Raw genomic sequence first — 26,347 nt, 5'->3', positions numbered from 1 at the left:
AGATGCTTGAAAAGACAACGCGGATTAATTATTTGTATGACTTTTACCAATCGTTGTTAACAGAGAAGCAGCAGAGCTACATGTCCCTCTACTATCTGGATGATTACTCTCTTGGCGAGATTGCCGAAGAATACGAAGTCAGTAGGCAGGCAGTCTATGATAATATAAAAAGAACGGAAGCGATGCTTGAGGAATATGAAGCAAAGCTTTTGTTATTTCAAAAATTTCAAGAGCGTAACCAGTGGATTGCGAATATGAAGGGACTCATAGAAAAGGATTCCTTTTCAAAAGAGGAGCTGCTTGACGCAATCACAACGCTTGAGAAGTTGGATTAGGAGGCGGCAATATGGCATTTGAAGGATTGGCCGACCGACTGCAGAGCACGATGCAAAAAATCCGCGGAAAAGGGAAGGTCAACGAAGCGGACGTAAAAGAAATGATGCGTGAAGTTCGATTGGCCCTGCTGGAAGCGGATGTTAACTTTAAAGTCGTGAAGGATTTTGTAAAACGTGTCAGTGAACGTTCGGTAGGTCAGGAAGTGCTGAAAAGCTTAACCCCCGGTCAACAGGTAATTAAAGTAGTTAAGGAAGAATTGACGGAGCTGATGGGCGGCGAACAAAGCAAGATTGCCGTTGCCTCGAAACCACCGACTGTCATTATGATGGTAGGGCTTCAGGGTGCTGGTAAAACGACGACCACCGGAAAGCTTGCCAATCTTCTTAGAAAAAAATACAACCGCAAGCCATTGCTCGTTGCGGCTGATATTTACCGTCCGGCGGCGATTAAGCAGCTTGAAACACTTGGCAAACAATTAAGCATGCCTGTTTTCTCCCTTGGGGACCAGGTCAGCCCTGTTGAAATTGCCAAACAGGCAATTGAAAAAGCTAAGGAAGAACATCATGATTATGTGTTGATTGATACCGCAGGCCGCCTTCATGTTGATGAAAACTTGATGGGCGAACTGAAGGATATCAAAGAGTTGACAAAACCTGATGAAATCTTCCTGGTTGTCGATGCGATGACAGGTCAGGATGCGGTCAATGTTGCCCAAAGCTTCAATGAACAGCTAGGCCTGACTGGAGTCGTCTTAACGAAACTTGATGGGGATACACGTGGTGGTGCGGCACTTTCAATTCGTTCAGTCACCGACACGCCGATTAAATTCGTCGGTATGGGGGAAAAATTGGATGCACTTGAAGCGTTCCATCCAGAACGGATGGCGTCAAGGATTCTCGGCATGGGTGATGTATTGACCCTTATCGAAAAAGCACAGGCCAATGTAGATGAAGAAAAAGCGAAAGAATTAGAGAAAAAGATGCGTACAGCCACTTTTACCTTTGATGATTTCCTTGATCAGCTTGGTCAGGTGCGGAATATGGGACCGCTTGATGATATTCTGAAAATGATTCCCGGTGCGAATAAAATGAAAGGGATGGACAACCTTCAGATCGATGAGAAACAGATCGGTCATGTGGAAGCTATCATCCGTTCAATGACTACGCATGAAAAGGAACATCCGGAAACCATGAATGCATCCCGCAAGAAACGGATTGCCAAGGGAAGTGGCAGATCGATTCAAGAAGTGAACCGTCTACTGAAGCAATTCGAAGAAATGAAAAAGATGATGAAACAGGTTACGAACATGCAAAAAGGAAAGAAAAAGGGATTCAAATTCCCGTTCATGTAAGGTTTATTTTAGGTCGAAACTGAAGCGAAATACAGGTCGAAGCCATGTATTTCAACACTTTTTTCACCTGTTAAGAAAAAAACCTTTACAAACATGCAAGACATTTGATATTATACTATCTTGTGTGAAACTATTCGGAGGTGCTTATTTAAAATGGCAGTAAAAATTCGCTTAAAACGTATGGGAGCTAAAAAATCTCCTTTCTATCGTATTGTAGTTGCAGATTCTCGTTCACCACGTGACGGACGTTACATTGAAGTGGTAGGAACTTATAACCCGGTGACTCAACCAGCTAAAGTTGAAATCAACGAAGAGCTTGCTCTTAAATGGTTACAAGATGGAGCTAAACCATCTGATACAGTTCGTAACTTATTCTCTACACAAGGCATCATGGAAAAATTCCATGTTGCAAAAAACAGCAAGTAATCGACGGTAGTTGATGAAAGCACTGATTGAAACGATTGTTTCAGCACTTGTGGATTATCCGGAAGAGGTCATCGTGACCTCCAAGGAAGAATCCGACCGGATTGTTTATATCCTCTCCGTTCATAAAGAGGACATGGGCAAGGTGATCGGTAAACAAGGGCGTGTTGCTAAGGCGATTCGGACTGTGGTATATGCAGCAGGATCTTCACAGCAGAAGAAAATCTATTTGGAGATTTCCGAATAAGGAGGGTTAATACCCCTCCTTTTTTTGTACTTCAAGAAGGTGAAATTCCGACTGGGATCCTAATTGAATAGACCAGGACTTTAAACTTTACGCCTTTTTAAGACGCATCTTTTACCGATTTACGTTATACTTAAGAGAATGACCCCCATTTCAAAAAGATTACCCCATCATACATATTTTTTGAATGAAATAAGAAATCATAGATAATAGGAGGTGCTGGAATGAAAATTCTCCAAAATGTAATCGTTAACCAAGTATTAACGGAATCCAGCAAGAATCAGCTCCTCGAGAAATACAAGTCAAAACGCCTTCAGCTTCAAAAAGAGAGTGAACAGCTTCGCTTTGAACTGAAAAAACTTGAAAAAACAAGAACTCTCCAACCTGCTAGTCTCCGTGCTCATTTTGAAAAAGAAATAAACCAGAGGCAAGAAAAAATTAAACTGCTTGAATTTCAAATGGAGCAGTTGGAGATCCTTCCCGCAGGTAGTGAATTGAAGGAACGAGAAGTTCAAAGTATCATTGATGTGGAAATTGGGGCAGATTGGGACGAAATTATGGCAACGAAGACCATTGTCATTAAAGATGGAATCGTCTCGGAAATTCGTTAGAGGTGAAAGAATGGAAAAATGGTTTAATGTAGGTAAAATTGTCAACACACATGGCCTTTTAGGAGAAGTCCGTGTTATTTCTTCAACAGACTTTCCGGAAAAACGATACAAAGTGGGAAATACTCTGTATTTGTTTAGGAACACGGAGAAAAAACCTTTGCCGCTTATCATCAGGTCGCATCGCACCCATAAAAACTTTAACCTGTTGACGTTCGAGAACTATTATAACGTCGGACAGGTCGAGGCTTTTAAAAACGGGGTCCTGAAAGTCAAGGAAGCGCAGCTTGGTAAATTGGACGAAGGTGAGTTCTACTTCCATGAAATCATTGGCTGTTCGGTATTTACGGATGAAGGCATGGAAGTTGGGGAAATCATTGAGGTTCTTACGCCTGGTGCCAATGATGTTTGGGTCATTAAGAAAGCTGGCAGTAAGGACATCCTGATCCCATATATTGATCAAATTGTAAAAGAAGTGGATATTTCCGCTAAAAAGGTCATCATTACACCGATGGAAGGACTTTTGGACTGATGAAAATCGATGTGCTTTCGCTTTTTCCAGAAATGTTCGAAGGGGTATTTGGTTCGTCAATCTTAAAAAAGGCTGCGGAAAAGCAGGCTGTCAGCTACAAGGTGACCAACTTTCGAGATTATGCAGATAATAAACATTCGACGGTAGACGATTATCCGTATGGCGGCGGTGCCGGAATGGTATTGAAGGCACAACCGATCTTTGATGCTGTGGAAGCTCTAAAAGGGCAAGGTGAGCTAACCCCAAGGGTAGTCCTGCTTTGTCCCCAGGGAGAGCGTTACACGCAGAAAAAAGCCGAAGAGTTTGCTGAAGAGGAACATCTCATTTTCATTTGCGGGCATTATGAAGGCTATGATGAGCGCATCCGGGAGCATGTCGTCACTGATGAAATATCGATTGGTGACTTTGTGCTTACAGGTGGGGAATTGGGTGCAATGGTCATAATTGACAGCATTGTGCGCTTGCTGCCTGGCGTTCTTGGAAATGTTGACTCCCCGATTCTTGATTCCTATTCTTCTGGTTTGTTAGAGCATCCCCATTATACTAGACCTGCAGATTTCCGGGGGATGAAAGTTCCCGATCCGCTAATATCCGGGAATCATAAAAAAATCGATGAATGGCGGATGAAGGAATCTCTGCGCAGAACTTGGATTCGACGTCCGGATTTGCTCGATAGTTATGAACTATCGGAAGTTGAAAAAAAATTATTATCCGAGATTAAAAAAGAAGACTGATGTCTATTGCATCGACGTTTATAGTGTGATAGGATATAACTTGTGACTTGGGCAAAATGCTCAGTCTTATAACGATGTTCCGCTGCAAACAATAAGTATTTGCAAGAGCGTCCAGGAGGAGTTGAAATCGATGCAAAATCTTATTAACGAAATCACAAAAGAACAACTTCGCTCAGATCTTCCATCATTCAGACCTGGTGACACAGTACGTGTACACGTAAAGGTTATTGAAGGAACTCGCGAACGTATCCAGTTGTTTGAAGGCGTTGTAATCAAACGTCGTGGCGGCGGAGTTAGTGAAACTTTCACAGTACGTAAGATCTCTTACGGCGTTGGAGTAGAACGTGCTTTCCCTGTTCACACACCAAAAATTGCGAAACTAGAAGTTATCCGTCACGGTAAAGTACGTCGTGCGAAACTTTATTACCTACGCGAACTTCGTGGTAAAAAAGCACGTATTAAAGAAATTCGTCGTTAATCCTTCGAATATCTTCATGCGGGTTTACCATGATCCACATAAGGTGAATAACCAAACAGTATCATGCAAAAAAAGGGAGCTTGTTAATCAGGCTCCCTTTTTGCACTTTAAGAAACGATGAATACACATACGGTGAAAACTATATAGAATCCTGCTCGCTATAGCGTCCGCAACATGTTAAAATAATTGTTGATATGCTTCAAAAAGGGTGGGTAAGGATGGCGAAAAAGAAAAATGAATTGTGGGAATGGACGAAGGCGGTCATAATCGCGGTTATAGCGGCGACGCTGATTCGTTATTTCCTCCTGGCTCCTATTGTTGTGGACGGTAATTCCATGATGTCGACATTAAAGGATACGGACCGCATGATCGTTAATAAAATCTCCTATTCGATTGGCGAACCGAAAAGATTCGACATTATCGTTTTCGAAGCTCCTGAAGGCAAAGATTACATAAAACGGGTCATCGGATTGCCAGGGGAAAAAGTGGAATATAGAGATGATACTCTTTACGTGAATGGAAAAGCTTATGATGAGCCATACTTGGATGAATATAAAGAACAATTGATTGATGGCGGGGATTTGACGGAGCCTTTTACATTAAGTGATGTCATAGAACAAGGAACGGTACCTGAGGACACTCTATTTGTCCTAGGGGATAATCGTCGTTTTAGTAAGGATAGCCGCCATATTGGCGTAGGTGTCGTTCCTTACAATAAAGTGTTAGGAAAAACTAAATTAGTTTATTGGCCGATTGAAGACTTTCGATTGGCGGAATAGTAGGAAGGTGGATTCCATTGACAATACAGTGGTTCCCTGGCCATATGGCCAAAGCAAGACGGGAAGTAACAGAGAAATTAAAACTGATCGACATCATCTTTGAACTTGTGGATGCCCGGATTCCGGCATCTTCACGAAATCCGATGATCGATGAAATCATTCAGCATAAACCGAGGGTTATCCTATTGAATAAAGCTGATATGGCAGATCCGGTAAAAACTAATTTGTGGCTTGAGCATTATAAATCGCAGGGGAAAACGGCGATTGCCATTAATTCGCAGGCAGGAAACGGTTTAAACCAGATTACAGCTGCTGCCAAAAAACTTTTAAAAGAGAAGTATGAGCGGATGGAATCAAGAGGAATAAAGCCGAGAGCGATCCGTGCCATGATAGTCGGCATTCCGAACGTAGGGAAATCGACATTAATCAATCGACTTGCCAAAAAGAACATTGCCAAAACAGGGAATACTCCTGGCGTCACGAAAGCGCAGCAATGGATAAAAGTTGGTAAGGAATTGGAATTGCTGGATACGCCGGGGATTCTCTGGCCGAAATTCGAGGATCAAGAAGTTGGTTTGAAGCTGGCATTGACAGGTGCGATCAAGGATACGATTTTAAACTTGCACGAAGTCTCTTTATACGGTCTTCGCTTTTTGGAAAAAGAATATCCGGATAGAATGAAATCCCGTTATAACCTGGATGTAATTCCGCAGGAAACGCTCGAATTGTTCGATGCTGTCGGAAAGTTCAGGGGCTGTTTGGCATCTGGGGGCTTCATCGATTATGATAAAACCGCAGAGTTGGTCGTACGTGAAATCCGTTCAGAAAAGATGGGCCCGCTTACGTTTGAGGTCCCATTGGATTATGAAGAGGTTGATATCCCCGATTAACATGAAGTGATACGGAGCTGGAGTTGGATGTCGAAAAGATATTTCTTTTTGATGTCTCTTTTCCGCTCCGTATTTTTCTGAACTGAAAAAAGGAAGCAAGACTGCCGATAATTAATATGATGGGTGATAAAAGATGATAACTGCAATGAGCATTAAGGAAATCTCCTCAAAGTTAATGACAATAAGAGAGCCCGAAGATTCATTTTTACAAGAATGCCGGGAGGACGGAAGAAAGGGAGTAACCGACTTAGTAAGCAAATGGCAAAGAGCTTATGAAAAAGAACAACATCTAAGGGATGCTTTCACGGAAATGACAGAGTTTGAACGGCAATTGCGAAAACAGGGGTTTTCCATTTTGGCTGGTATCGATGAAGTGGGAAGAGGACCGCTCGCAGGACCAGTTGTGACGAGTGCAGTCATCTTGCCTGAATCTTTTTATTTGCCGGGTCTTAATGATTCTAAAAAAATTCCAGAGTCAAAAAGGGAACGGTTTTATGAGATGATTTTTAAGGAAGCACTATCAATAGGTGTGGGTGTTGTACATAGCGAAGTTATTGATGAAATCAATATATACCAAGCCACGAAAAAGGCGATGGTAGCCGCAGTGAACGATTTGACAGAACTTCCTGATCATTTGTTGATTGATGCGATGGAACTGGATGTGCCGATTCCGCAGCTTTCACTCATAAAGGGGGACGCAAGAAGCATTAGCATCTCTGCGGCCTCTATAATAGCGAAAGTGACCCGTGATAGGATGATGAAGGAATATGGTGAAAAATATCCGCAATATGGGTTCGAAAAGCACATGGGTTACGGGACGAGCCAACATTTAGAAGCACTCGGCACGCACGGGCTTACACCTTGGCATAGAAGAAGTTTTGCACCAGTTAAGGAAATCGCTGCACGAACGAAGGGCTAAGGGGGGATGAGTGGTGCAATCCATAACAAGCGGCAAACCCGTTTCTTCACCCATTGAAGTAAAAGGATTTGTGAGTTTGAAAAACGGGCAAATCCTTATCGGGAAGGTGAATAAGGTTTTTCCTGACCAAACAGCCGAGGTACAGATTGGCCATCAAAAAATGATTGCCAATCTCGAAATCCCGCTACGGTCAGGAGAAATGTACTGGTTTCAAGTGAGGCACCCAATAGAAGGGGGTGTCGTGTTAAAAGCTTTAGATTCCCCCGATTTGAACGTTTCCGGCTTAAAGGGAACGGCTGCGCAATTGATCGCTCATCTCGGCATGACGCCTGAACCGGCCGCTACGAAACTTGCCGAATACCTCCTGACAAATCGGCTTCCGATAACTAAGGAAACCTTTCAGTCCGCTTTGCAATGGTTAAAAGCTGCTGAAGCTGCAGAAGCTGGTCTACCTGTAATAAAATCGATGTTCATTCAGCAACTGCCATTTGTAAAAGATGTATTTGATGCATTATTTACACAGTACAAAGGTGAACCTTTCCACAAACTACTCAGTGTCTTCAAGCAACAGCTGCAAGATGTCGGGGCAGTAACGAGGACGGCCGTCAAGCTTATGGATGTATTGGACTCTTTACATGTTGTTAAACAGAACCAGCTTCAACAAAATGGTTTGCAAAACCTAGTGGCCACTTGGCTGGATCCCGATTCAACGCCAGAAATGAAATCCGGAGCATTTTCCCTGCTTCAAAAGACGGGTTTAATTCCAAAGGGAATTACAGAATCTGTCTTTCTGGAAAGCTTAATGGATGGAGCTGAGGCGAGGTCCGGTATGGCCAAGATTTCAGTGATTGATAAATTACACCAAGGATTGCAGTTGCTATCCGGGGCAAAAAGCGGTGCATTTGCAAAAGTTGAAGAGATCGAACCGACCATTAATCGCATATTTAACGGTCATGATCACCTGCCAGCTGATATCCACTCGATACAGAGAAAAAACATTTCTGCAGAAAAACTTTCCCCTCTTGCCTTTCATTTACTCCAAAGTGCTTTTACCGAAGCAACAGCTAAAAAGGCAATAGGCGAAAAAAAAGAAGTGAATGACCTTATAGGCTACTTGAATATGGATACAGAGCAAATAGAGGAGTCGAAGGGTATGGTGGCTGAATTACTGTTTCAGTCGCTTAATAAGCTTCCTGAAGCCCGATACGTTAGGATTAATGAGAAGCTTGTCCTTTCACATGTACTGGAAGCCGAGTTTCAAAAAAACGATTTCACCAATGGGCCTTCCGTTGCACACCAACTAAAAGAAATGACCAAGGTCCTTGGCCTTCAGCTGGAACATGCACTCATTAATCTTTCTGGAGATGATATGAAGGAGATCCCGAATGATTTAGAGACACTTAAACCGCTGCTGCTTAAATTGCTGAATGAGCAAATTCCGGCATCTATCAAGGAAATGGCAGAACAAATCCTAAACCGGATTACTGCGCAACAGATCCTTTCACAGGAAAATGGGCCGATTCAGAATTTGCTCCTGACACTTCCACTCAATTTGGGATCGATTCAAACGGACCTAACTTTACAATGGAGCGGAAGGAAAACAAAAGATGGCAAAATAGACCCGGATTACTGCCGAGTCCTATTTTATTTAGAATTGGAACGTCTTAAAGAAACGGTCATCGACATGCAGGTTCAAAACCGAATCATAAAAGTGACGGTCATCAATGGGCATGGTGCGGTCCTTGAAGGGGCAGCCGGTCAATATCTTGACATCCTAAGAGAGAATCTCGGAAAAATGGATTACAGATTATCAGGGGTTTCATTTGTAAAACCCGTGAATGAAAAAGAGCGGGACCTAAGGGTAAAACCGATTCCTTTTTCAGAAGCCGGTCCATATAGCGGAGTGGATATTCGAATATGATAAATGATCTACGAAAAGAAGCCATTGCCTTAAAGTATGATCAAAGAACATCCAAAGCGCCCGTCATATTGGCGAAGGGGAAAGGTAAAACGGCTGAAAAAATTCTGGAAAAGGCCATGAAACTGGATATACCGGTCCAGAGGGACGAATCGCTTGCTGCACTTTTAGGTCAATTTGATATAAATCAAACGATTCCCGAAGAATTATATGGAGCAGTTGCAGAGGTATTTGCATTCATTTATAAAGTTGACAAAGAAAAGAATCGGTAGGATCCTAGTTTTCCATGTGATTTCACCAAATGGAGTTCTGTTGGTTTATGTAGAATATTAGGGAAATCACTGGTGTATTTTCATTATATTAAAAAAATACTAAACTATTAACAAAAGGACAAGGCAATGGCTTTGTCCTTTTGCTTTTATTTAGGGTCAGTCAAAGGATAACCGTAATTTCTCATGAAAAGATCTCTGAGTCAATATGATGAAAAGGCTTTTATGATAGCGTTTTCACTAGATTTATAACAGTAATGACTTTTTTGTACAGAGTAAAAATAAATGATTTTAATAAGAAAAAAACCAACCGCAAAGAAGGTTTTTTCCATTTTACACAGGGGTATGGAAGTATATTATAATAATATTTTAAAAATTTTGTGAAAGAAAATTATGCACGAAGGAGAATTTTGTTGTAATATGATAGAGAAAACACGCATTAAATTCCGAAGTTGTTTTTTAGTAGATAAGGAGGATGGGAAATGAATATCCATGAGTATCAGGGGAAAGAGATATTGCGACAATACGGGGTATCCGTTCCAAATGGCCGGGTTGCCTTTACTGTTGATGAAGCAGTGGAAGCAGCGAAGGAGTTAGGTACGGAAGTTGTTGTCGTAAAAGCTCAAATTCATGCGGGCGGCCGCGGGAAAGCCGGCGGAGTCAAGGTAGCGAAGAATCTTGATGAAGCACGTACATATGCAGAAGAAATTCTTGGCAAGACGTTGGTGACCCATCAAACAGGACCTGCAGGCAAGGAAGTTAAGCGTTTACTTATTGAAGAGGGCTGCGACATTACGAAAGAGTATTATATCGGGCTGGTCCTTGACCGTGCTACGAACAGTGTCGTGTTGATGGCTTCTGAAGAAGGCGGAACGGAAATTGAGGAAGTGGCCGAAAAGACGCCAGAGAAAATTTTCAAAGAAGTAATCGATCCGGTTGTCGGCCTGACTGGCTTCCAAGCACGGAGAATTGCATTCAATATCAATATTCCGGCTTCACTTATAAATAAAGCTTCCAAGCTGATGGTTAACTTATATACTGCTTTCGTTGAAAAAGATTGCTCAATCGCAGAAATCAACCCATTAGTGGTTACGGGCGACGGCAATGTAATGGCACTTGATGCTAAATTGAATTTTGATGATAATGCGATTTACCGCCAAAAAGACATCGCGGAATTCCGTGATTTGGATGAAGAGGATGCAAAAGAGATTGAAGCATCCAAACATGGCCTTAGTTACATATCGCTTGACGGAAATATCGGATGCATGGTTAATGGTGCCGGGCTTGCTATGGCGACGATGGACATCATTAAACATTATATGGGAGATCCGGCTAACTTCCTTGACGTTGGTGGCGGCGCCACTGAGGAAAAAGTGAAAGAGGCTTTCAAAATCATCCTTTCCGATAAAAATGTTAAAGGCATCTTCGTTAATATCTTCGGAGGAATCATGAAATGTGACATCATCGCAACAGGCGTCGTGGCTGCTGCTAAAGAGCTTGGCCTGGATGTCCCTCTTGTTGTTCGTCTTGAAGGAACGAATGTGGACCTTGGCAAAAAGATTCTAAAAGAGTCAGGTTTAAATATTACGGCTGCTGAATCAATGGCTGATGGAGCACAAAAAATAGTATCACTTGTAGGATAATAGGCAGGGGGGAACATAATGAGCGTTTATATTAATAAAGATACGAAAGTGATCGTTCAGGGAATCACTGGTGCAACAGCATTATTTCATACAAAACAAATGTTGGAATACGGCACGAAAATCGTTGGAGGAGTCACTCCGGGTAAAGGTGGAACAGAGGCGGAAGGGGTACCTGTATTCAATACAGTTTCCGAAGCTGTCACTGAAACCGGAGCGAATGCTTCCGTTATCTATGTACCGGCGCCATTTGCTGCTGATGCAATTCTGGAAGCCGTAGACGCAGAACTTGATCTTGTCATTTGTATCACGGAACATATTCCTGTCCTGGATATGGTCAAGGTTAAGCGGTACATGGAAGGCAAAAAAACTCGCTTGATCGGACCGAACTGCCCAGGTGTCATTACTCCTGAAGAGTGTAAGATTGGTATCATGCCAGGATATATCCACAAAAAAGGCCATGTAGGTGTAGTTTCACGTTCTGGAACTTTAACGTACGAAGCTGTTCACCAATTATCGCAAGCAGGCATCGGGCAATCTTCGGCTGTCGGTATCGGTGGGGATCCAGTTAATGGAACGGATTTCATTGACGTATTGAAGGCATTCAATGATGATCCGGAAACACATGCTGTGATTATGATCGGGGAAATCGGCGGAACGGCAGAAGAAGAAGCAGCAATCTGGGTGAAGGAAAATATGACTAAGCCAGTTGTTGGTTTCATTGGTGGCCGTACGGCTCCTGCCGGTAAACGCATGGGACATGCTGGTGCCATTATCTCAGGAGGAAAAGGAACTGCTGACGAGAAAATCCGCGTTATGAACGAATGTGGAATTAAAGTTGCCGAAACTCCATCCGTAATGGGTGAAACATTGATTTCCGTCTTGAAAGAAAAAGAGATATACGAACCTTGTAAAACACATTAATTTAAGCTGGGCCGACCTTTTTTTGGGTCGGTCTTATTTTCCTCCAATTTCCTCGGGAGACACCTAGTACATCACTATCAACCTACCACTAAAAATATCCGATTAGGGGCGTTTCAAATTGAATAAAAAAGAAAAGTTAATCCATCTCCATCATTGCCGCGGGGCAGGATGGAAATCAATCCAAACAATCATGTCCAAAGACCCGTCATTATCTTCCCTGTTCACGACGGATTACGTTGAATGGGCAAAAATGCTCCCTATCCCTTCAAATAAGCTTAACCTCTTTTTCAAAGATTTACATTCACTCAATACCATCGATAAACTTAAAAATTACGAAGATAGCCAAATCCATTGTTTGACGATCTTCGATGATGAATATCCTTTTTTGCTGAAGCAAATATTCGATCCTCCGTGGGTTCTTTATTATAAAGGTGATAAGAAGCTTTTAACAAGGAAGAATACGCTAGGTGTTGTTGGAACACGTAAGCCAACCTCGTATGGTCTGGAGGCCTTAAAATCGATTCTATTACCGCTTGTAAAGAAAAAGTTCGTGATCATAAGCGGAGTGGCGGCTGGAATCGATGCAGAGTCACATAAGATCACATTAAGGGGAGGCGGAGATACGATTGGGGTTTTAGGAGGGGGGCTTATGCAAATATATCCGAAATTCAATGTTACCCTTGCTGAAGAAATCATCAATAAAGGCCTGCTTATATCTGAGACTCCACCGGAAATGAAGGCGGAACCTTGGATGTTTCCGCTTAGGAATCGAATCATCAGTGGATTATCACAGGGAGTATTCGTGGTCGAGGCAAAAGAAAGAAGCGGTTCCCTTATTACGGCACAAGCTGCTTTGGAACACGGCAGGGAGGTATTTGCGCTTCCTGGCAATGTTACGAGCCCTGAATCACTGGGGACCAATCAATTGATTTCCGATGGTGCCAAACTTGTTTTGAGTTACAGGCAGATCGAGGAAGAGTTTTGAACAATATAATATAGAAGATAGACGGAGAATCAAACGAGAAAAAAGAAAAAAAGGTGCTTTTTTAGAAGGATGGGTTGAATTATTAGACAAAAAGGTTGAAAATATTGTAAAACTGTTATAAGTTTTGCAAATGGCACCTCTTGTCAAAATACCTATTAATAAATGAATCAGCATGCTTTGAAAAGTAAAGAGGTGTTGACAAATGATTTTTGAATGATTAATAATAGTGAAGATTTATATTACCTCTTTGAGGAGGATTTATTGGATGTCAGAATACTTAGTGATTGTGGAATCGCCCGCAAAGGCGAAAACAATAGAACGTTACTTGGGAAAAAAATATAAAGTAAAGGCTTCCATGGGGCATGTTCGAGATTTGCCTAAAAGTCAAATGGGTGTCGATGTTGAACATGAATATGAACCTAAATATATAACTATCCGCGGCAAAGGCCCGGTTTTAAAAGAATTGAAAACCGCTGCGAAAAAAGCGAAAAAAATTTATCTCGCGGCTGACCCCGACAGGGAAGGGGAAGCCATTGCCTGGCATTTGGCTCACAGTCTTGATGTTGACGTTAACTCAGATTGCCGCGTGGTATTCAACGAGATCACGAAAGAGGCTATCAAAGAATCATTTAAATCGCCGAGGCCAATAAATATGAAATTGGTTGATGCCCAGCAGGCAAGAAGGATCTTGGATCGTTTAGTCGGATACAATATAAGCCCGCTTTTGTGGAAAAAGGTGAAAAAAGGCTTAAGCGCGGGACGGGTCCAATCGGTTGCTGTACGGATGATCATTGACCGGGAGAAGGAGATCAAAGATTTTATCCCGGAAGAGTATTGGACAATCAAGGCTGATTTTGTAAAAGGAAAAGAACAGTTTGAAGGTTCCTTCTTCAGCCTTGGTGGCGAGAAGAAGGAATTAAATACCGAAGAGGACGTCAAAAAAGTGCTCGCTTCTTTAAATGGCGGCGAATTTACGATAGGAGCTGTGGCTAAAAAGGAAAGAAGGCGCAATCCAGCTTCCCCTTTTACAACTTCTTCCCTGCAACAGGAAGCGGCACGTAAATTGAATTTCCGTGCAAAGAAAACCATGATGCTTGCTCAGCAGCTTTATGAAGGAATCGAGCTTGGCAAGGAAGGTACAGTCGGGTTAATCACTTATATGAGAACCGATTCAACCCGGATTTCCGATGTTGCGAAAGAGGAAGTCCATACCTTCATTCAAAATAATTATGGTAAAGATTATGTTCAGGTTGAACAGCGCAAGGAGAAAAAACAAACTAATGCCCAGGACGCCCATGAAGCAGTCAGGCCAACAAGCACATTACGTGAACCGGGTGTAGTCAAGGAGTTCTTATCCAGAGATCAATTCCGTCTTTATAAATTGATATGGGAACGATTCGTTTCTAGTCAAATGTCTTCGGCAGTCATGGATACGATGAGCATCGACCTGCATAACGAAGATGTCATCTTCAGGGCAAATGGTTCAAAAATTAAATTTCCGGGTTTCATGAAGGTATATGTTGAAGGGTCCGATGACTCGGTGGAAGAAAAGGAAAATGCACTTCCGGATGTGAAAAAAGGAGATCAATTCTTTTCAAAAGATATCGAGCCGAAGCAGCATTTCACACAGCCTCCGCCCCGATATACTGAAGCCCGTCTTGTCAAAACCCTAGAGGAACTGGGAATAGGCCGTCCTTCTACATATGCCCCTACCTTGGATACGATTCAAAAACGGGGCTATGTTACCTTGGATAATAAACGGTTCATCCCGACAGAGCTTGGTGAGATCGTTCTTGAATTGATACGCGAATTCTTCCCGGATATTCTTGATGCAGAGTTCACTGCCAAGATGGAACAGGAATTCGACAGCGTCGAGGAAGGCAGTATCGAATGGATAAAGGTCATTGATGAATTTTATAAAGAATTTGCAGTTCATCTGGCTAAAGCCGAAGTCGAGATGGAGAAAATTGAAATTAAAGATGAACCTGCTGGTGAAGATTGCGTGGAATGCGGACATGGGATGGTCTTTAAGATGGGGCGTTATGGAAAGTTCATGGCATGCAGTAATTTCCCGGATTGCCGTAACACAAAGCCAATCGTTAAAGAAATCGGTGTCAAATGCCCAAAATGTAAAGAAGGAAACATCATTGAAAGGAAAAGTAAAAAACGCCGCATATTTTACGGGTGTGATACCTACCCTGGATGTGACTTCATATCATGGGATAAACCACTGCCGCGGAGTTGTCCAAAATGTGAAGGTACACTTGTTGAGAAAAAACTCAAAAAAGGCGTCCAGGTCCAGTGTATGGATTGTGATTTCAAAGAAATGCCCCAAGCATAGAAAAGACCGTGAAATCGTTTACTTTCCCTGTGAATTATCGAAAAACCCTAAATATAAATTGACTCGGCTTCTGCCGGGTTTCTTTATGTTCAGGAAAGTATGATATCATGATAATATGTGGATTCGCTTCCAAGAAGAAAATGGATAAAGCTTGAAACTTTTTTATTTAGGCCATGTGATGTAAAATTCAGTGGACAAGTACATTCTTTTAAAGATATAATTCCTATTTGCGTCCGTTACCCTTTTTAAAAAGATGGATTGCAGGAAGAATGCCGGCTTTGTGGCATATGCTTTAAAATTATCGTTAGCAGGAATGAGTATTTCGGGTATAAATACATAGATATCGTTAAAAATGAAACTTTTATGAAAGCAGTTTTAATGATAAATGATCCTGTCTTATCATATCTATACATGGAGGTTCGAAAAATGAAAGAAACAAAAGTAAGTGTAATCGGTGCTGGGCTTGCTGGAAGTGAAGCGGCGTGGCAGTTAGCTAAAAGAGGAATTAAAGTCGATCTATATGAAATGCGCCCTGTAAAACAAACGCCAGCCCATCATACCGATAAATTCGCTGAACTTGTTTGTTCCAATTCACTTCGGGCAAATACTTTAACAAATGCAGTTGGTGTATTAAAAGAAGAAATGCGTATCCTGGATTCGGTCATCATGTCCGCAGCAGATGCTTGTGCTGTACCGGCTGGTGGTGCTTTAGCTGTTGATCGTCATGAATTTGCCGGTCTTGTTACGGAAAGGGTCAAAAATCATCCAAATGTGACTGTCATTAATGAAGAAGTGACGGAAATTCCGGAAGGTCCTACCGTCATTGCAACCGGTCCGCTTACAAGTCAGTCACTATCTGACAGCTTAAAGCAAATCATGGATGAAGAATACTTGTACTTTTATGATGCTGCCGCGCCAATTCTTGAAAAAGACAGCATCAACATGGATAAAGTATATTTGAAATCCCGTTATGATAAAGGGGAAGCAGCTTATTTGAACTGTCCGATGACGGAAGAAGAGTTTGACCGCTTTTATGAAGCATTGATCGCTGCTGAAACAGTACCACTTAAAGAATTCGAAAAGGAAATCTTTTTTGAAGGCTGCATGCCCATTGAAGTGATGGCATCACGTGGGAAGAAAACAATGTTATTTGGTCCATTGAAGCCAGTTGGCTTAGAAGATCCAAAAACGGGAAAACGTCCTTTTGCTGTAGTTCAATTGCGTCAAGATGATGCGGCAGGAACACTTTACAATATTGTTGGTTTTCAGACACATTTGAAATGGGGGCCGCAAAAAGAAGTATTGCAGCTTATACCTGGTTTGGAAAATGCGGAAATTGTGCGTTATGGAGTTATGCATCGAAACACATTCATAAACTCACCTAATGTATTGAAGCCTACGTATCAATTCAAGAATCGGGATGATTTATTCTTTGCCGGTCAGATGACTGGTGTCGAAGGGTATGTAGAATCTGCTGCATCAGGACTTGTTGCAGGTATCAATGCTGCAAGGATCGTCCAAGGATTGGAGCCTATCATATTCCCTGCGGAGACGACGATGGGCAGCATGGCAAGGTATATAACGTCGACGAATGGTAAGAGCTTCCAACCGATGAATGCCAACTTTGGATTGCTTCCAGACCTAGAAGTGAGAATCAAATCAAAAAAAGAGCGGAACGAAACGCATGCTAAACGCGCTTTGGACACAATTCAGAACTTTGTGAAAAATTTGTAAAATATTTGCCTGCTGTTTTAAAGTATGATACTATTTATTAGCCTTTGCGAGGTGTTTCCATGATTAATCAAAAAAAGGCATTATCATCCTTCATCGAATATTTACAGATTGAAAAAAACAGTTCACAATACACCATTGAAAATTACAAACGTGATATTCACGAATTTTTTCTGTTCCTTAATGAACAGGGCATTGAGGATATCACGTCCGTTGAATATTTTGATGTCCGGTTATATTTAACGAATTTATATGAGAAAAACCTTTCTAAGCGCACAGTAGCAAGAAAAACATCTTGCTTGCGGAGCCTTTATAGATTTTTACTACGTGAAGGTGATGTGAAAGATAATCCTTTTTCTTTGGCTTCTTTACCTAAAAAGGATCAAAGACTGCCACGTTTTCTTTATGAGAAGGAAATGAATCAGTTGTTTTCTTCTTTAAAGAAGGATTCACCGATAGGAATAAGGAACAATGCCTTACTGGAATTATTGTATGCTACAGGAATTCGTGTAAGTGAATGTTGTGAGATTAAACTGCAGGATATCGATCTTTCCTTAGGGACGGTACTGATCCATGGAAAAGGAAAAAAGGATCGCTACGTTCCGGTTGGTAGCTATGCACAGGAAGCGATAGATTTATACATACGTACAGCCAGGATGGAATTGACTTCGTCTGACGCCAAGGCGCATGTTTATTTATTTGTTAATTTTCGTGGAGACCCTCTGACACCTAGGGGAGTTCGCTATATATTGAATGAATTGATTAAAAAGTCAGCCGCAGATGGAAGTCTTCATCCCCATATGCTAAGGCATTCGTTTGCTACACACCTATTGAATAATGGGGCGGACATTCGCACGGTTCAAGAATTGCTTGGTCATTCTAAAATTTCATCAACGCAAGTGTATACGCATGTTACAAAAGACCAATTGAAAAAAGTCTACAATGCATCACATCCGCGGCCTTAAATGTTGAAAGGGGACACTTTATGACAACGATATTTGCAGTGCATCATAAAGGTGAATGTGCCATGTCCGGTGATGGGCAGGTTACTTTAGGAAATTCAGTAGTGATGAAGCATACGGCGAGGAAAGTAAGAAAAATCTTTAATGGTAATGTCCTTGCAGGTTTTGCAGGTTCCGTTGCAGATGCATTCACTTTATTTGAGATGTTCGAAGCTAAACTTGAAGAGTATAATGGCAATCTTCAGCGCGCTGCCGTCGAAATGGCAAAGCAATGGAGAAGTGACAATGTGTTGAGAAAGCTGGAAGCCATGCTAGTCGTGATGGATAAGAACCATTTGCTGCTCGTTTCTGGCACCGGGGAAGTAATTGAACCGGATGACGGGATTCTCGCCATAGGATCGGGTGGGAATTATGCACTGGCTGCCGGCAGGGCATTAATGCGGTTTTCCAGTGACCAATTATCGGCAAAGGAAATCGCTAAATCATCTTTACAAATTGCAGCGGAAATTTGTGTATTTACGAATACGAATATAATCGTGGAAGAGTTGTAAGGAGGAGCGCAAATGTCAAAAAAAGCTAATTTAACACCGAGGCAAATCGTTGAAAAACTGGATCAGTATATCGTAGGGCAGCGTGAGGCAAAACGGGCAGTGGCAGTGGCTCTTCGGAATCGCTACCGACGTTCCCTTCTCTCGGATCAACTTCGTGATGAAGTCGTTCCGAAGAATATATTAATGATTGGACCGACAGGCGTTGGGAAAACAGAAATAGCTCGGAGAATGGCTAAATTGGTAGGTGCTCCTTTTGTAAAAGTTGAAGCAACGAAATTTACGGAAGTCGGGTATGTCGGCCGGGATGTTGAGTCGATGGTTCGTGATTTGGTGGAGACTTCCGTCCGCCTCGTGAAGGAAGAAAAGATGGCCAGCGTAAAGGAGCGGGCAGAAGAAAATGCAAATCGCCGCTTAATAGAACTTTTAGTGCCATCAACAAAAAAACAGAGTAATTTCAAGAATCCTCTTGAAGTCTTTTTTGGAGGCAATAATAATCAAGACGAACAGGATTCTGAAGAAAATTCCGAAGATTTAAGTTTGCAGGAAAAAAGAAAAACCGTCGCTGAAAAGCTGGCTAACGGTGAGTTAGAAAGTGAAATGATAACGGTCGAAGTGGAAGAACAGGCTGCTTCGATGTTTGATATGCTCCAAGGTTCGGGAATGGAACAAATGGGGATGAACATGCAGGACGCTTTAGGAAGCTTGATGCCGAAAAAAAGCAAGAAGCGCAAATTGAAAGTAAGTGAAGCAAGAACCGTTTTAACAAATGAAGAAGCGGCAAAATTGATTGATATGGATGAAGTCACTTCCGATGCAGTATACGGGGCTGAGCAAAATGGGATTATCTTCATCGATGAAATAGATAAAATTGCCAGTAAGCAATCTGGAAGTTCATCAGCGGATGTATCAAGAGAGGGTGTCCAAAGGGATATCCTGCCAATTGTTGAAGGTTCGACAGTAGTGACTAAATATGGTTCAGTTAAAACGGATCATGTCTTATTCATTGCTGCAGGGGCCTTTCACATGGCTAAGCCATCCGACCTTATCCCTGAATTACAAGGCAGATTCCCAATTCGTGTAGAATTGAAAAAACTGACTGTAGATGACTTTGTACGGATTCTTCATGAACCGGATAATGCCTTGTTAAAACAATATGTTGCTTTATTAGAAACTGAAGGTATAGAAATTGAATTTTCTGACGATGCTGTTCGTAAGATAGCTGAAGTGGCCTTCGAAGTAAATCAAAACACAGACAATATTGGTGCAAGAAGACTTCATACCATTTTGGAACGGTTGCTTGAAGACTTATCTTTTGAAGCTCCGGAAATAACGATGGAGAAGATTACAATTACGCCCCAATATGTCGAAGGTAAGCTTGGTTCTATCGCCCGGAACAAAGATTTAAGCCAGTTTATCCTTTAATTAAGAAACAATCTTGGCAATGATTTGCCTACGCAATGAACATAAAATTACGGAAATACAACTTCATAGTTATTGTGAACCATGGTATTTTTAGGAGGAACAAATCAAATGAACTTATTAGCAAAAACAAGAAAAATCAATGCAATGCTCCAAAAAGCAGCAGGTAAAGCAGTTAACTTCAAGGAAATGGCTGAAAGTTTAAGTGAAGTTATCGAAGCGAATGTATTCGTCGTCAGCCGCCGCGGGAAATTACTTGGCATAGCGGTAAGTCAGCAAATTGAAAACGAACGCATGTACAAAATGTTGGAAGATAAACAATTCCCTGAAGAGTACACAAAAAACCTGTTCAATATTCCTGAAACCTCTTCGAATCTTGATATCGAAAGCGAATATACTGCTTTCCCAGTCGAAAACAAAGAGCTTTTCGCAACTGGATTAACGACGATCGTACCGATTATGGGTGGGGGAGAACGTTTAGGAACATTGGTTCTTGCCCGATTACAAGAAAAATTTCATGATGATGATTTAATTTTGGCTGAATATGGTGCGACAGTAGTCGGTATGGAAATCCTGCGTGAAAAATCAGAAGAGATAGAAGAAGAAGCTCGTAGTAAAGCTGTTGTTCAAATGGCAATTTCCTCGTTATCTTACAGCGAATTGGAAGCTATTGAGCACATTTTTGAGGAGCTTAAAGGTAATGAAGGTCTGCTTGTAGCATCCAAAATTGCAGACCGTGTCGGCATCACCCGTTCCGTTATCGTAAATGCTCTACGGAAACTGGAAAGTGCCGGAGTCATTGAATCCCGCTCACTAGGAATGAAAGGTACTTATATTAAAGTATTGAACGATAAATTCCTTCTTGAATTAGAAAAGCTTAAAAATAATTAACATACTAAAAAAGCAGTCCTTTAAAAAGGGCTGCTTTTTTTTTGTGGTATTTGGATCTGTTGCTTTCTGGGACTAATAAGCAAAAGCGGGTGAATGTCAGGGGGAGAAAGGAAAAAGGGGTAATTCGAATTAAATGGAAATATGAATATAGGCTTGGTTTCTATTAGAATTGAAAAAATAGTTAAATTTTTCTTAAAAAGAGGAATTATATTATTATAACTGTTGCAATAGTGAAAATGAACGTTGTTATAACTTTTAGATTGCTAAAACTCTATGGATAACGGGTTTAAGCTATTAGGGAATTTTGTCGAATAAATCAGCGTTTTGAAAAAAACGTTTTTTTTCAAAAAAGAAAAAAGGCAGTAAGCCTTTGTTTTCTTATAAATCCTTTATTTTAAAGGGTGAAATCAACTAAATTGAAATAATCAATTGAAAGTAAATGTGAAAATTAGATCTAAAGTATCAGGTATATAGGTTTGTTTTTCGATATGATATAAAAGCTAATAGAAGTAAACTTTGGTTAATATGTAGAATATCATATTAAAATGTAATATTACGTAATATTAACCCTGTAATCATACTAATAAAAACGACAAACTTGAACAAGTTATGACAAATTTCGACGATAATAGGTCTAAAGTCTATGTATTGTTTATGGACATAGTTATAATGTTTCTTTAAAATTAAAAACGTAATGTACTGGGTTAATTTATTGATAATGTAATTATTTGTAAATTATAGAAAGAGGTGATCGATGTGGAGTTATTTTCAAATACTTTTCAATCACTAGAAAATGCCCTTAATTATTCTAATGTAAAACAAAAAGTCATTTCACAGAACATAGCCAACTCGGATACGCCTAATTATAAAGCCAAAGAGGTCAACAAAACACAATCCTTTAAGGCAGAGCTGGAATCTTACCTGGAGTCATATCGTACCGATGAACGGCATTTTACTTTCAAGTCAGAGGGGAGTCATACTTCTCAGGTCGTGATGCAGAAAAATGTCCGATATAACAATAATGGAAATAGCGTGGACGTTGATAAGGAAATGACGGAGCTTGCAGCCAATCAGATTTATTATAATGCAGTAACCGACAGGCTTTCAGGTAAGTTTCAATCATTGCAGAATGTAATTAGAGGAGGTAAGTGATGGGAATCTTCCAAAGTATAAACATGACCGGATCCAGCCTGACGAGCCAAAGGGTAAGGATGGATGTAATCTCTGCTAATATGGCTAATGCTGATACGACCAGGGCGGAATATGACGCGGAATCGAAAACATGGAAGCCGTATACAAGAAAATCGGTTGTGCTGCAAAGTAAGGAAAATGGTTTTTCAAGTTTCTTAAACGCAGCATCCCAAAAAACGAGCGAAGTAGGGAATGGAGTGAAGGTGACTGGAATAGTAAAAGATAAAACACCTTTTGAACTGGATTACAATCCCGAACATCCTGATGCCAATGAAGATGGTTATGTTGAAATGCCAAATGTCGACCCGCTTCGGGAGATGGTTGATTTAATGAGTGTCACACGTTCATACGAAGCAAATGTGACAGTTTTAAATGCATCAAAGGGAATGATGATGAAAGCTTTGGAAATTGGAAAATAAAAGTTTGAAAGGAGATTGTTGATATGGAGGGGATTTCTCTTTCTACAGTGAACAATGCAAGTAATGTATTGAAAAAAGATCAAAACAATACTAATACACCATACGAAGCACACCGGAATTTTGCGTCGGTATTAAAAGAATCAATTAATAAAGTCAACGAAACACAAGTGGCATCTGATGATCTTACAACCAAATTGGTTAATGGAGAGGATGTTGAGCTACATTCGGTGATGATAGCTTCACAAAAAGCCAGCGTTACCATGCAGGCTACATTAGAGGTTCGGAATAAGGTTGTGGAAGCCTACCAGGAAATGATGAGAATGAGTATATAGCATTCATTTTTTAACCTCATTATATAGAGAAAAATGACCAGGGGGAAAAAATCCCCCAATCATAAATTCATAGACTGACCGGGGGATTTAAATGAATGAAGTACTAGTGAATTTTAAAAACAAAATAACTGCTTATTGGACGGGCCGCAGTAAAAAACAAAAATTCATGATGATTGGTTCAGCAGCATTAATTATCACCATCATTACGGCAGTTTCAATTTTAACCACGCGTACGACGCTGGTGCCCTTATATTCCAACTTAACTCCATCGGAAACGGGGAGCATTAAAGAAAATTTAGACAGTCAAGGGATTATGAATGAAGTTTCTGAAAATGGAACGACCATAAAAGTTCCAGAAGAAAAACTGGATTCTCTTAAAGTGGAACTGGCAGCAGAAGGAATTCCGGAATCTGGCAGTATCGACTATTCCTTTTTTAGTCAAAGTGCTGGTATCGGAATGACTGAAAATGAATTCAATGTCATTAAACTGGACTCGATGCAAACGGAATTGGCCAGTTTAATAAAAAAGATTGATGGAGTAGAAGATGCCAGTGTTATGATCACTCTTCCTGATAAAGGAGTTTTTGTCAGTGATTCAGCTGGGGAAGCTTCAGCATCCATTGTATTGAATACGAAGCCCGGCTATAAATTTGAAGAAAGTCAAATCAATTCCCTTTATCATCTTGTCTCAAAAAGTGTTCCGAATCTCCCTACAGATAATATCGTCATTATGAACCAAGAGTTTGAGTACTTCGATCTTGAAAATGAAAATTCTTCTTTCGCGTCCGCATTTGCCACCCAAAATGAAATAAAAAAAGAAATAGAACGTGATATTCAAAGACAGGTGCAAAATATGCTTGGAACGATTATTGGGAGAGACAAAGTGGTTGTTTCAGTCACGACAGACATTGATTTTACTCAAGAAAATCGGGAAGAGAATTTAGTTGAACCGGTCGATGAAGAAAATATGGCTGGAATTGAGATTTCTGCGCAAAGGATCAATGAATCGTATAGTGGGGACGCAGCGGGTGCAGGAGGCGTTCCGCAAAGTGAGGATTCCTCAGATTCATTGGGATCCAGTTACGTTGAAGGCACTAACGGATCCGGTGATTATGAAAAAGTGGATGAAACGATAAATAGTGAAGTGAACCGAATCAAGAAAGAAATAGTCGAAAGCCCATATAAAGTTAAGGATTTAGGTATTCAGGTCATGGTCGAACCGCCCACCGCTGACGATCCGAATTCTTTATCTCAACAGAGTGTGGAGGATATTACACAAATCCTTGGTACGATAATACGCACGACAATCGAGAAAAAAGCTGAAGGGGAAGAACTGACGGACGAGGAGCTTAATAATAAAATTGCGATTTCCGTCCAGCCGTTTAACGGGAAAATGACGTTGCAAAAAGGTGAAACGAATCCTTCGTTACCAATATGGGCATACATCGTAGGCGGAGTGCTAATACTTGCCATTATCATTCTCTTAATCTTATTCCTCCGATCCCGAAAGCAAGCTGAAATGGAAGAGGAGTACGTGGTTGAAGAGGAAGAAGTCGTATTCGATGTTCCGGATTTGAACAAAGAGAAGGAAACGGAAGCATCTTTAAAAAGAAAACAACTGGAGAAGCTTGCAAAAGAAAAGCCAGATGAATTTGCAAAATTATTAAGAAGCTGGATAGCAGAAGACTAGGAGGCTTAAGAAAGTGACAGATAGAAAAAAAAAGGCCGGATTGACTGGCAAACAGAAAGCTGCCATCCTCCTTATTTCCTTAGGCCCGGATGTTTCTGCATCCGTATATAAGCATCTTTCTGAAGAGGAAATTGAGAGATTGACCCTTGAAATTTCGGGAGTGAGAAAAGTGGACTCCCATGATAAAGAAGAAATTCTGGAAGAATTCCATAATATTGCTTTAGCACAGGATTATATCTCGCAGGGCGGGATAGGATATGCGAAGCAGGTACTTGAAAAGGCATTAGGTACTGATCAGGCAACCGCCATCATTAACCGTTTAACATCATCCTTGCAGGTTCGGCCATTCGACTTTGCACGAAAGGCAGATCCTGGACAGATCCTGAATTTCATCCAGAACGAGCATCCGCAGACCATTGCATTAATCTTGTCTTATCTTGATCCCACACAGGCTGGACAAATATTGTCTGAACTTCCGCAAGAGGTGCAGGCTGATATTGCAAGAAGGATTGCTTTAATGGATAGCACTTCTCCGGAAATCATCAATGAAGTGGAGCAAATACTCGAAAGGAAACTTTCTGCGACTGTAACCCAAGATTATACACAGACAGGTGGAGTGGAAGCTGTAGTAGATGTGTTGAATGGTGTTGACCGCTCAACGGAAAGAACGATTTTGGAGGCACTTGAAATCCAAGATCCGGAGCTTGCTGAGGAAATCAAGAAACGAATGTTTGTTTTTGAAGATATCGTTACCCTTGATGGCAGAGCGATTCAGCGAGTAGTCAGGGAATCTGAAAACGAAGATCTTAAACTTTCTCTTAAAGTGGCTAGTGATGAAGTGAAGGAAATCGTTTTCAAAAACATGTCAAAACGTATGGTTGAAACCTTCCAGGAAGAAATGGAATATATGGGGCCAGTACGATTGCGTGATGTAGAAGAAGCACAATCAAGAATTGTTGCCGTCATTCGGCACCTGGAAGAAACTGGAGATATCGTGATTGCCCGCAGCGGAGGGGATGATATCATTGTCTAGGATTATCAAATCCCAGCAGGCTAACCAGGAGAAAAGCAAAAAGATTGCAATAAAAGTTCGCCCTTTCGACTTTCTTCAAAATGATGATGCAGCTGAGCGGAAAAACCTTCATTATATTCAATCTGATGAATTTCTCAATGATGCTAAACAGGAAGCGGAAACGTTATTGCTCGAAGCTAAACAAAAAGCCCAAGCAATTGCTGCTGAAATCCAGCAAGACCGAGAACAATGGGAGAATCAAGAAAAAGCAATGTTTATTGAACAAGCTCAAAAAGAAGGGTATCAGCAGGGAGTCGAAGATGGGATCCAAAAGGGTTATAACGAGATTGCAGCGGAAATAGCCTTCGCAAAAGAAGTGGTAGAGTCCTCTAAAAAAGATTATCGGCACAATATCGAATCATCTGAAACCGTTATTCTGAATCTTGCCCTGAAGGTGGCAGAGAAAATTATCGGGCAACAGTTTGAAAAAGATGAAGAGTCTTTTTTATCCATAGTCAAAAGAGCCATCAAAGAGGTGAGGGATTACCGTGAAGTGCAATTGCATATCCATCCGATCCAATATCAATCGATTCTTTCTCATAAAGATGAGTTGATGGCAATCTTTCCGAAAGATACTGAGTTGTATATCTTTCCGGATGATGAGCTTGAAGCAGGCAGCTGTATCATCGAATCGGAAAACGGAAGGATGGACGCCAGTGTCGACAGTCAGCTGAAGGAAATAAAAGTGAAACTAACTGAATTGCTGGAAGGGGAGTAA

28 protein-coding genes are annotated in these 26,347 nt (G+C 41.1%); all 28 read left to right on the top strand.

Going from position 1 to position 26,347, the window contains the following annotated elements:
- The first annotated feature begins 2 nt into the window (after window positions 1–2).
- The 28 genes from FNK51_RS01110 (at window position 3) to fliH (ending at window position 26,347) form a co-directional block, all read left to right on the top strand.
- Window positions 3–335: a putative DNA-binding protein gene (locus FNK51_RS01110; RefSeq protein ID WP_076366571.1), complete on the top strand. Its 333-nt coding sequence runs from the start codon at window positions 3–5 to the stop codon at window positions 333–335.
- Between the two features lie 11 nt (window positions 336–346).
- The gene (ffh, locus tag FNK51_RS01105) at window positions 347–1,687 is read left to right on the top strand and encodes a signal recognition particle protein (RefSeq protein WP_034313716.1); all 1,341 of its coding nucleotides are present in this window, start codon (window positions 347–349) and stop codon (window positions 1,685–1,687) included.
- Between the two features lie 153 nt (window positions 1,688–1,840).
- Entirely contained in the window at window positions 1,841–2,113 is a 273-nt protein-coding gene (gene rpsP / locus FNK51_RS01100) for a 30S ribosomal protein S16 (protein WP_034313715.1), read from the top strand.
- 13 nt (window positions 2,114–2,126) lie between these two features.
- Window positions 2,127–2,357 carry a KH domain-containing protein gene (locus tag FNK51_RS01095; RefSeq protein ID WP_048684915.1) on the top strand — a complete coding sequence of 77 codons (231 nt, stop codon included), beginning with the start codon at window positions 2,127–2,129 and terminating at the stop codon, window positions 2,355–2,357.
- 221 nt (window positions 2,358–2,578) lie between these two features.
- Window positions 2,579–2,965 (top strand): YlqD family protein, encoded by a 387-nt coding sequence (locus FNK51_RS01090; RefSeq protein ID WP_034313711.1) that lies wholly within the window; start codon window positions 2,579–2,581, stop codon window positions 2,963–2,965.
- Window positions 2,966–2,975: 10 nt separating this feature from the next.
- A complete protein-coding gene (gene rimM / locus FNK51_RS01085) occupies window positions 2,976–3,494 on the top strand; it encodes a ribosome maturation factor RimM (protein ID WP_141992190.1) in 519 nt (172 codons plus the stop codon).
- Window positions 3,494–4,228 (top strand): tRNA (guanosine(37)-N1)-methyltransferase TrmD, encoded by a 735-nt coding sequence (trmD, locus tag FNK51_RS01080; protein WP_141992189.1) that lies wholly within the window; start codon window positions 3,494–3,496, stop codon window positions 4,226–4,228. Before rimM ends, trmD begins: the two co-directional genes overlap by 1 nt.
- Window positions 4,229–4,358: 130 nt before the next feature.
- Complete coding sequence (rplS, locus tag FNK51_RS01075; RefSeq protein ID WP_034313702.1) at window positions 4,359–4,706, top strand: 50S ribosomal protein L19; 348 nt, start codon at window positions 4,359–4,361, stop codon at window positions 4,704–4,706.
- Window positions 4,707–4,924: 218 nt separating this feature from the next.
- A complete protein-coding gene (gene lepB / locus FNK51_RS01070) occupies window positions 4,925–5,485 on the top strand; it encodes a signal peptidase I (RefSeq protein WP_141992188.1) in 561 nt (186 codons plus the stop codon).
- A 17-nt stretch (window positions 5,486–5,502) separates the two neighbouring features.
- Window positions 5,503–6,375 carry a ribosome biogenesis GTPase YlqF gene (ylqF, locus tag FNK51_RS01065; protein ID WP_141992187.1) on the top strand — a complete coding sequence of 291 codons (873 nt, stop codon included), beginning with the start codon at window positions 5,503–5,505 and terminating at the stop codon, window positions 6,373–6,375.
- A gap of 136 nt (window positions 6,376–6,511) precedes the next feature.
- Complete coding sequence (locus FNK51_RS01060; RefSeq protein ID WP_480339234.1) at window positions 6,512–7,294, top strand: ribonuclease HII; 783 nt, start codon at window positions 6,512–6,514, stop codon at window positions 7,292–7,294.
- A gap of 13 nt (window positions 7,295–7,307) precedes the next feature.
- Complete coding sequence (locus FNK51_RS01055; RefSeq protein WP_141992186.1) at window positions 7,308–9,215, top strand: hypothetical protein; 1,908 nt, start codon at window positions 7,308–7,310, stop codon at window positions 9,213–9,215.
- Window positions 9,212–9,484 (top strand): EscU/YscU/HrcU family type III secretion system export apparatus switch protein, encoded by a 273-nt coding sequence (locus FNK51_RS01050; RefSeq protein ID WP_098371030.1) that lies wholly within the window; start codon window positions 9,212–9,214, stop codon window positions 9,482–9,484. Before FNK51_RS01055 ends, FNK51_RS01050 begins: the two co-directional genes overlap by 4 nt.
- Before the next feature lie 479 nt (window positions 9,485–9,963).
- Window positions 9,964–11,124, top strand: coding sequence for an ADP-forming succinate--CoA ligase subunit beta (gene sucC, locus FNK51_RS01045; protein ID WP_076366553.1), 1,161 nt, complete (start codon window positions 9,964–9,966; stop codon window positions 11,122–11,124).
- Window positions 11,125–11,142: 18 nt separating this feature from the next.
- Window positions 11,143–12,045: a succinate--CoA ligase subunit alpha gene (sucD, locus tag FNK51_RS01040; protein ID WP_076366551.1), complete on the top strand. Its 903-nt coding sequence runs from the start codon at window positions 11,143–11,145 to the stop codon at window positions 12,043–12,045.
- A 118-nt stretch (window positions 12,046–12,163) separates the two neighbouring features.
- Window positions 12,164–13,030: a DNA-processing protein DprA gene (dprA, locus tag FNK51_RS01035; protein ID WP_260397994.1), complete on the top strand. Its 867-nt coding sequence runs from the start codon at window positions 12,164–12,166 to the stop codon at window positions 13,028–13,030.
- Between the two features lie 265 nt (window positions 13,031–13,295).
- Complete coding sequence (gene topA / locus FNK51_RS01030) at window positions 13,296–15,371, top strand: type I DNA topoisomerase (protein WP_098371029.1); 2,076 nt, start codon at window positions 13,296–13,298, stop codon at window positions 15,369–15,371.
- A gap of 426 nt (window positions 15,372–15,797) precedes the next feature.
- A complete protein-coding gene (gene trmFO / locus FNK51_RS01025) occupies window positions 15,798–17,105 on the top strand; it encodes an FADH(2)-oxidizing methylenetetrahydrofolate--tRNA-(uracil(54)-C(5))-methyltransferase TrmFO (protein WP_063231875.1) in 1,308 nt (435 codons plus the stop codon).
- 59 nt (window positions 17,106–17,164) lie between these two features.
- On the top strand, window positions 17,165–18,067 hold the full coding sequence (xerC, locus tag FNK51_RS01020; RefSeq protein WP_098371028.1) for a tyrosine recombinase XerC: 903 nt from the start codon (window positions 17,165–17,167) through the stop codon (window positions 18,065–18,067).
- Between the two features lie 20 nt (window positions 18,068–18,087).
- On the top strand, window positions 18,088–18,615 hold the full coding sequence (gene hslV, locus FNK51_RS01015) for an HslVU peptidase proteolytic subunit (protein ID WP_141992185.1): 528 nt from the start codon (window positions 18,088–18,090) through the stop codon (window positions 18,613–18,615).
- 12 nt (window positions 18,616–18,627) lie between these two features.
- Complete coding sequence (gene hslU, locus FNK51_RS01010) at window positions 18,628–20,037, top strand: ATP-dependent protease ATPase subunit HslU (protein WP_141992184.1); 1,410 nt, start codon at window positions 18,628–18,630, stop codon at window positions 20,035–20,037.
- A 108-nt stretch (window positions 20,038–20,145) separates the two neighbouring features.
- Window positions 20,146–20,925, top strand: a complete 780-nt coding sequence (gene codY / locus FNK51_RS01005) for a GTP-sensing pleiotropic transcriptional regulator CodY (protein ID WP_057278408.1) — start codon at window positions 20,146–20,148, stop codon at window positions 20,923–20,925.
- Between the two features lie 756 nt (window positions 20,926–21,681).
- Window positions 21,682–22,077, top strand: a complete 396-nt coding sequence (flgB, locus tag FNK51_RS01000; protein WP_141992183.1) for a flagellar basal body rod protein FlgB — start codon at window positions 21,682–21,684, stop codon at window positions 22,075–22,077.
- Window positions 22,077–22,535: a flagellar basal body rod protein FlgC gene (gene flgC / locus FNK51_RS00995; protein ID WP_141992182.1), complete on the top strand. Its 459-nt coding sequence runs from the start codon at window positions 22,077–22,079 to the stop codon at window positions 22,533–22,535. The genes flgB and flgC overlap by 1 nt, the downstream gene beginning before the upstream one ends.
- A 23-nt stretch (window positions 22,536–22,558) precedes the next feature.
- Window positions 22,559–22,867 carry a flagellar hook-basal body complex protein FliE gene (gene fliE, locus FNK51_RS00990; RefSeq protein ID WP_141992181.1) on the top strand — a complete coding sequence of 103 codons (309 nt, stop codon included), beginning with the start codon at window positions 22,559–22,561 and terminating at the stop codon, window positions 22,865–22,867.
- 91 nt (window positions 22,868–22,958) lie between these two features.
- On the top strand, window positions 22,959–24,557 hold the full coding sequence (gene fliF, locus FNK51_RS00985; RefSeq protein ID WP_141992180.1) for a flagellar basal-body MS-ring/collar protein FliF: 1,599 nt from the start codon (window positions 22,959–22,961) through the stop codon (window positions 24,555–24,557).
- Between the two features lie 13 nt (window positions 24,558–24,570).
- Entirely contained in the window at window positions 24,571–25,590 is a 1,020-nt protein-coding gene (fliG, locus tag FNK51_RS00980; RefSeq protein WP_141992179.1) for a flagellar motor switch protein FliG, read from the top strand.
- Window positions 25,574–26,347 (top strand): flagellar assembly protein FliH, encoded by a 774-nt coding sequence (gene fliH, locus FNK51_RS00975; RefSeq protein ID WP_141992178.1) that lies wholly within the window; start codon window positions 25,574–25,576, stop codon window positions 26,345–26,347. The genes fliG and fliH overlap by 17 nt, the downstream gene beginning before the upstream one ends.

This window comes from Bacillus sp. B4EP4a (genome assembly GCF_006680105.1).
Classification (GTDB): domain Bacteria; phylum Bacillota; class Bacilli; order Bacillales; family DSM-1321; genus Peribacillus; species Peribacillus simplex_E.
This window is presented reverse-complemented; position numbering and strand designations above follow the sequence as displayed.

What these genes read in the sequence shown, in the direction of transcription:
- FNK51_RS01110 (WP_076366571.1), top strand. Translation starts at nt 3, where the DNA reads ATGCTTGAAAAGACAACGCGGATTAATTATTTGTATGACTTTTACCAA.
- ffh (WP_034313716.1), top strand. Translation starts at nt 347, where the DNA reads ATGGCATTTGAAGGATTGGCCGACCGACTGCAGAGCACGATGCAAAAA.
- rpsP (WP_034313715.1), top strand. Translation starts at nt 1,841, where the DNA reads ATGGCAGTAAAAATTCGCTTAAAACGTATGGGAGCTAAAAAATCTCCT.
- FNK51_RS01095 (WP_048684915.1), top strand. Translation starts at nt 2,127, where the DNA reads ATGAAAGCACTGATTGAAACGATTGTTTCAGCACTTGTGGATTATCCG.
- FNK51_RS01090 (WP_034313711.1), top strand. Translation starts at nt 2,579, where the DNA reads ATGAAAATTCTCCAAAATGTAATCGTTAACCAAGTATTAACGGAATCC.
- rimM (WP_141992190.1), top strand. Translation starts at nt 2,976, where the DNA reads ATGGAAAAATGGTTTAATGTAGGTAAAATTGTCAACACACATGGCCTT.
- trmD (WP_141992189.1), top strand. Translation starts at nt 3,494, where the DNA reads ATGAAAATCGATGTGCTTTCGCTTTTTCCAGAAATGTTCGAAGGGGTA.
- rplS (WP_034313702.1), top strand. Translation starts at nt 4,359, where the DNA reads ATGCAAAATCTTATTAACGAAATCACAAAAGAACAACTTCGCTCAGAT.
- lepB (WP_141992188.1), top strand. Translation starts at nt 4,925, where the DNA reads ATGGCGAAAAAGAAAAATGAATTGTGGGAATGGACGAAGGCGGTCATA.
- FNK51_RS01050 (WP_098371030.1), top strand. Translation starts at nt 9,212, where the DNA reads ATGATAAATGATCTACGAAAAGAAGCCATTGCCTTAAAGTATGATCAA.
- sucC (WP_076366553.1), top strand. Translation starts at nt 9,964, where the DNA reads ATGAATATCCATGAGTATCAGGGGAAAGAGATATTGCGACAATACGGG.
- sucD (WP_076366551.1), top strand. Translation starts at nt 11,143, where the DNA reads ATGAGCGTTTATATTAATAAAGATACGAAAGTGATCGTTCAGGGAATC.
- topA (WP_098371029.1), top strand. Translation starts at nt 13,296, where the DNA reads ATGTCAGAATACTTAGTGATTGTGGAATCGCCCGCAAAGGCGAAAACA.
- trmFO (WP_063231875.1), top strand. Translation starts at nt 15,798, where the DNA reads ATGAAAGAAACAAAAGTAAGTGTAATCGGTGCTGGGCTTGCTGGAAGT.
- xerC (WP_098371028.1), top strand. Translation starts at nt 17,165, where the DNA reads ATGATTAATCAAAAAAAGGCATTATCATCCTTCATCGAATATTTACAG.
- hslV (WP_141992185.1), top strand. Translation starts at nt 18,088, where the DNA reads ATGACAACGATATTTGCAGTGCATCATAAAGGTGAATGTGCCATGTCC.
- hslU (WP_141992184.1), top strand. Translation starts at nt 18,628, where the DNA reads ATGTCAAAAAAAGCTAATTTAACACCGAGGCAAATCGTTGAAAAACTG.
- codY (WP_057278408.1), top strand. Translation starts at nt 20,146, where the DNA reads ATGAACTTATTAGCAAAAACAAGAAAAATCAATGCAATGCTCCAAAAA.
- flgC (WP_141992182.1), top strand. Translation starts at nt 22,077, where the DNA reads ATGGGAATCTTCCAAAGTATAAACATGACCGGATCCAGCCTGACGAGC.
- fliE (WP_141992181.1), top strand. Translation starts at nt 22,559, where the DNA reads ATGGAGGGGATTTCTCTTTCTACAGTGAACAATGCAAGTAATGTATTG.
- fliF (WP_141992180.1), top strand. Translation starts at nt 22,959, where the DNA reads ATGAATGAAGTACTAGTGAATTTTAAAAACAAAATAACTGCTTATTGG.
- fliH (WP_141992178.1), top strand. Translation starts at nt 25,574, where the DNA reads ATGATATCATTGTCTAGGATTATCAAATCCCAGCAGGCTAACCAGGAG.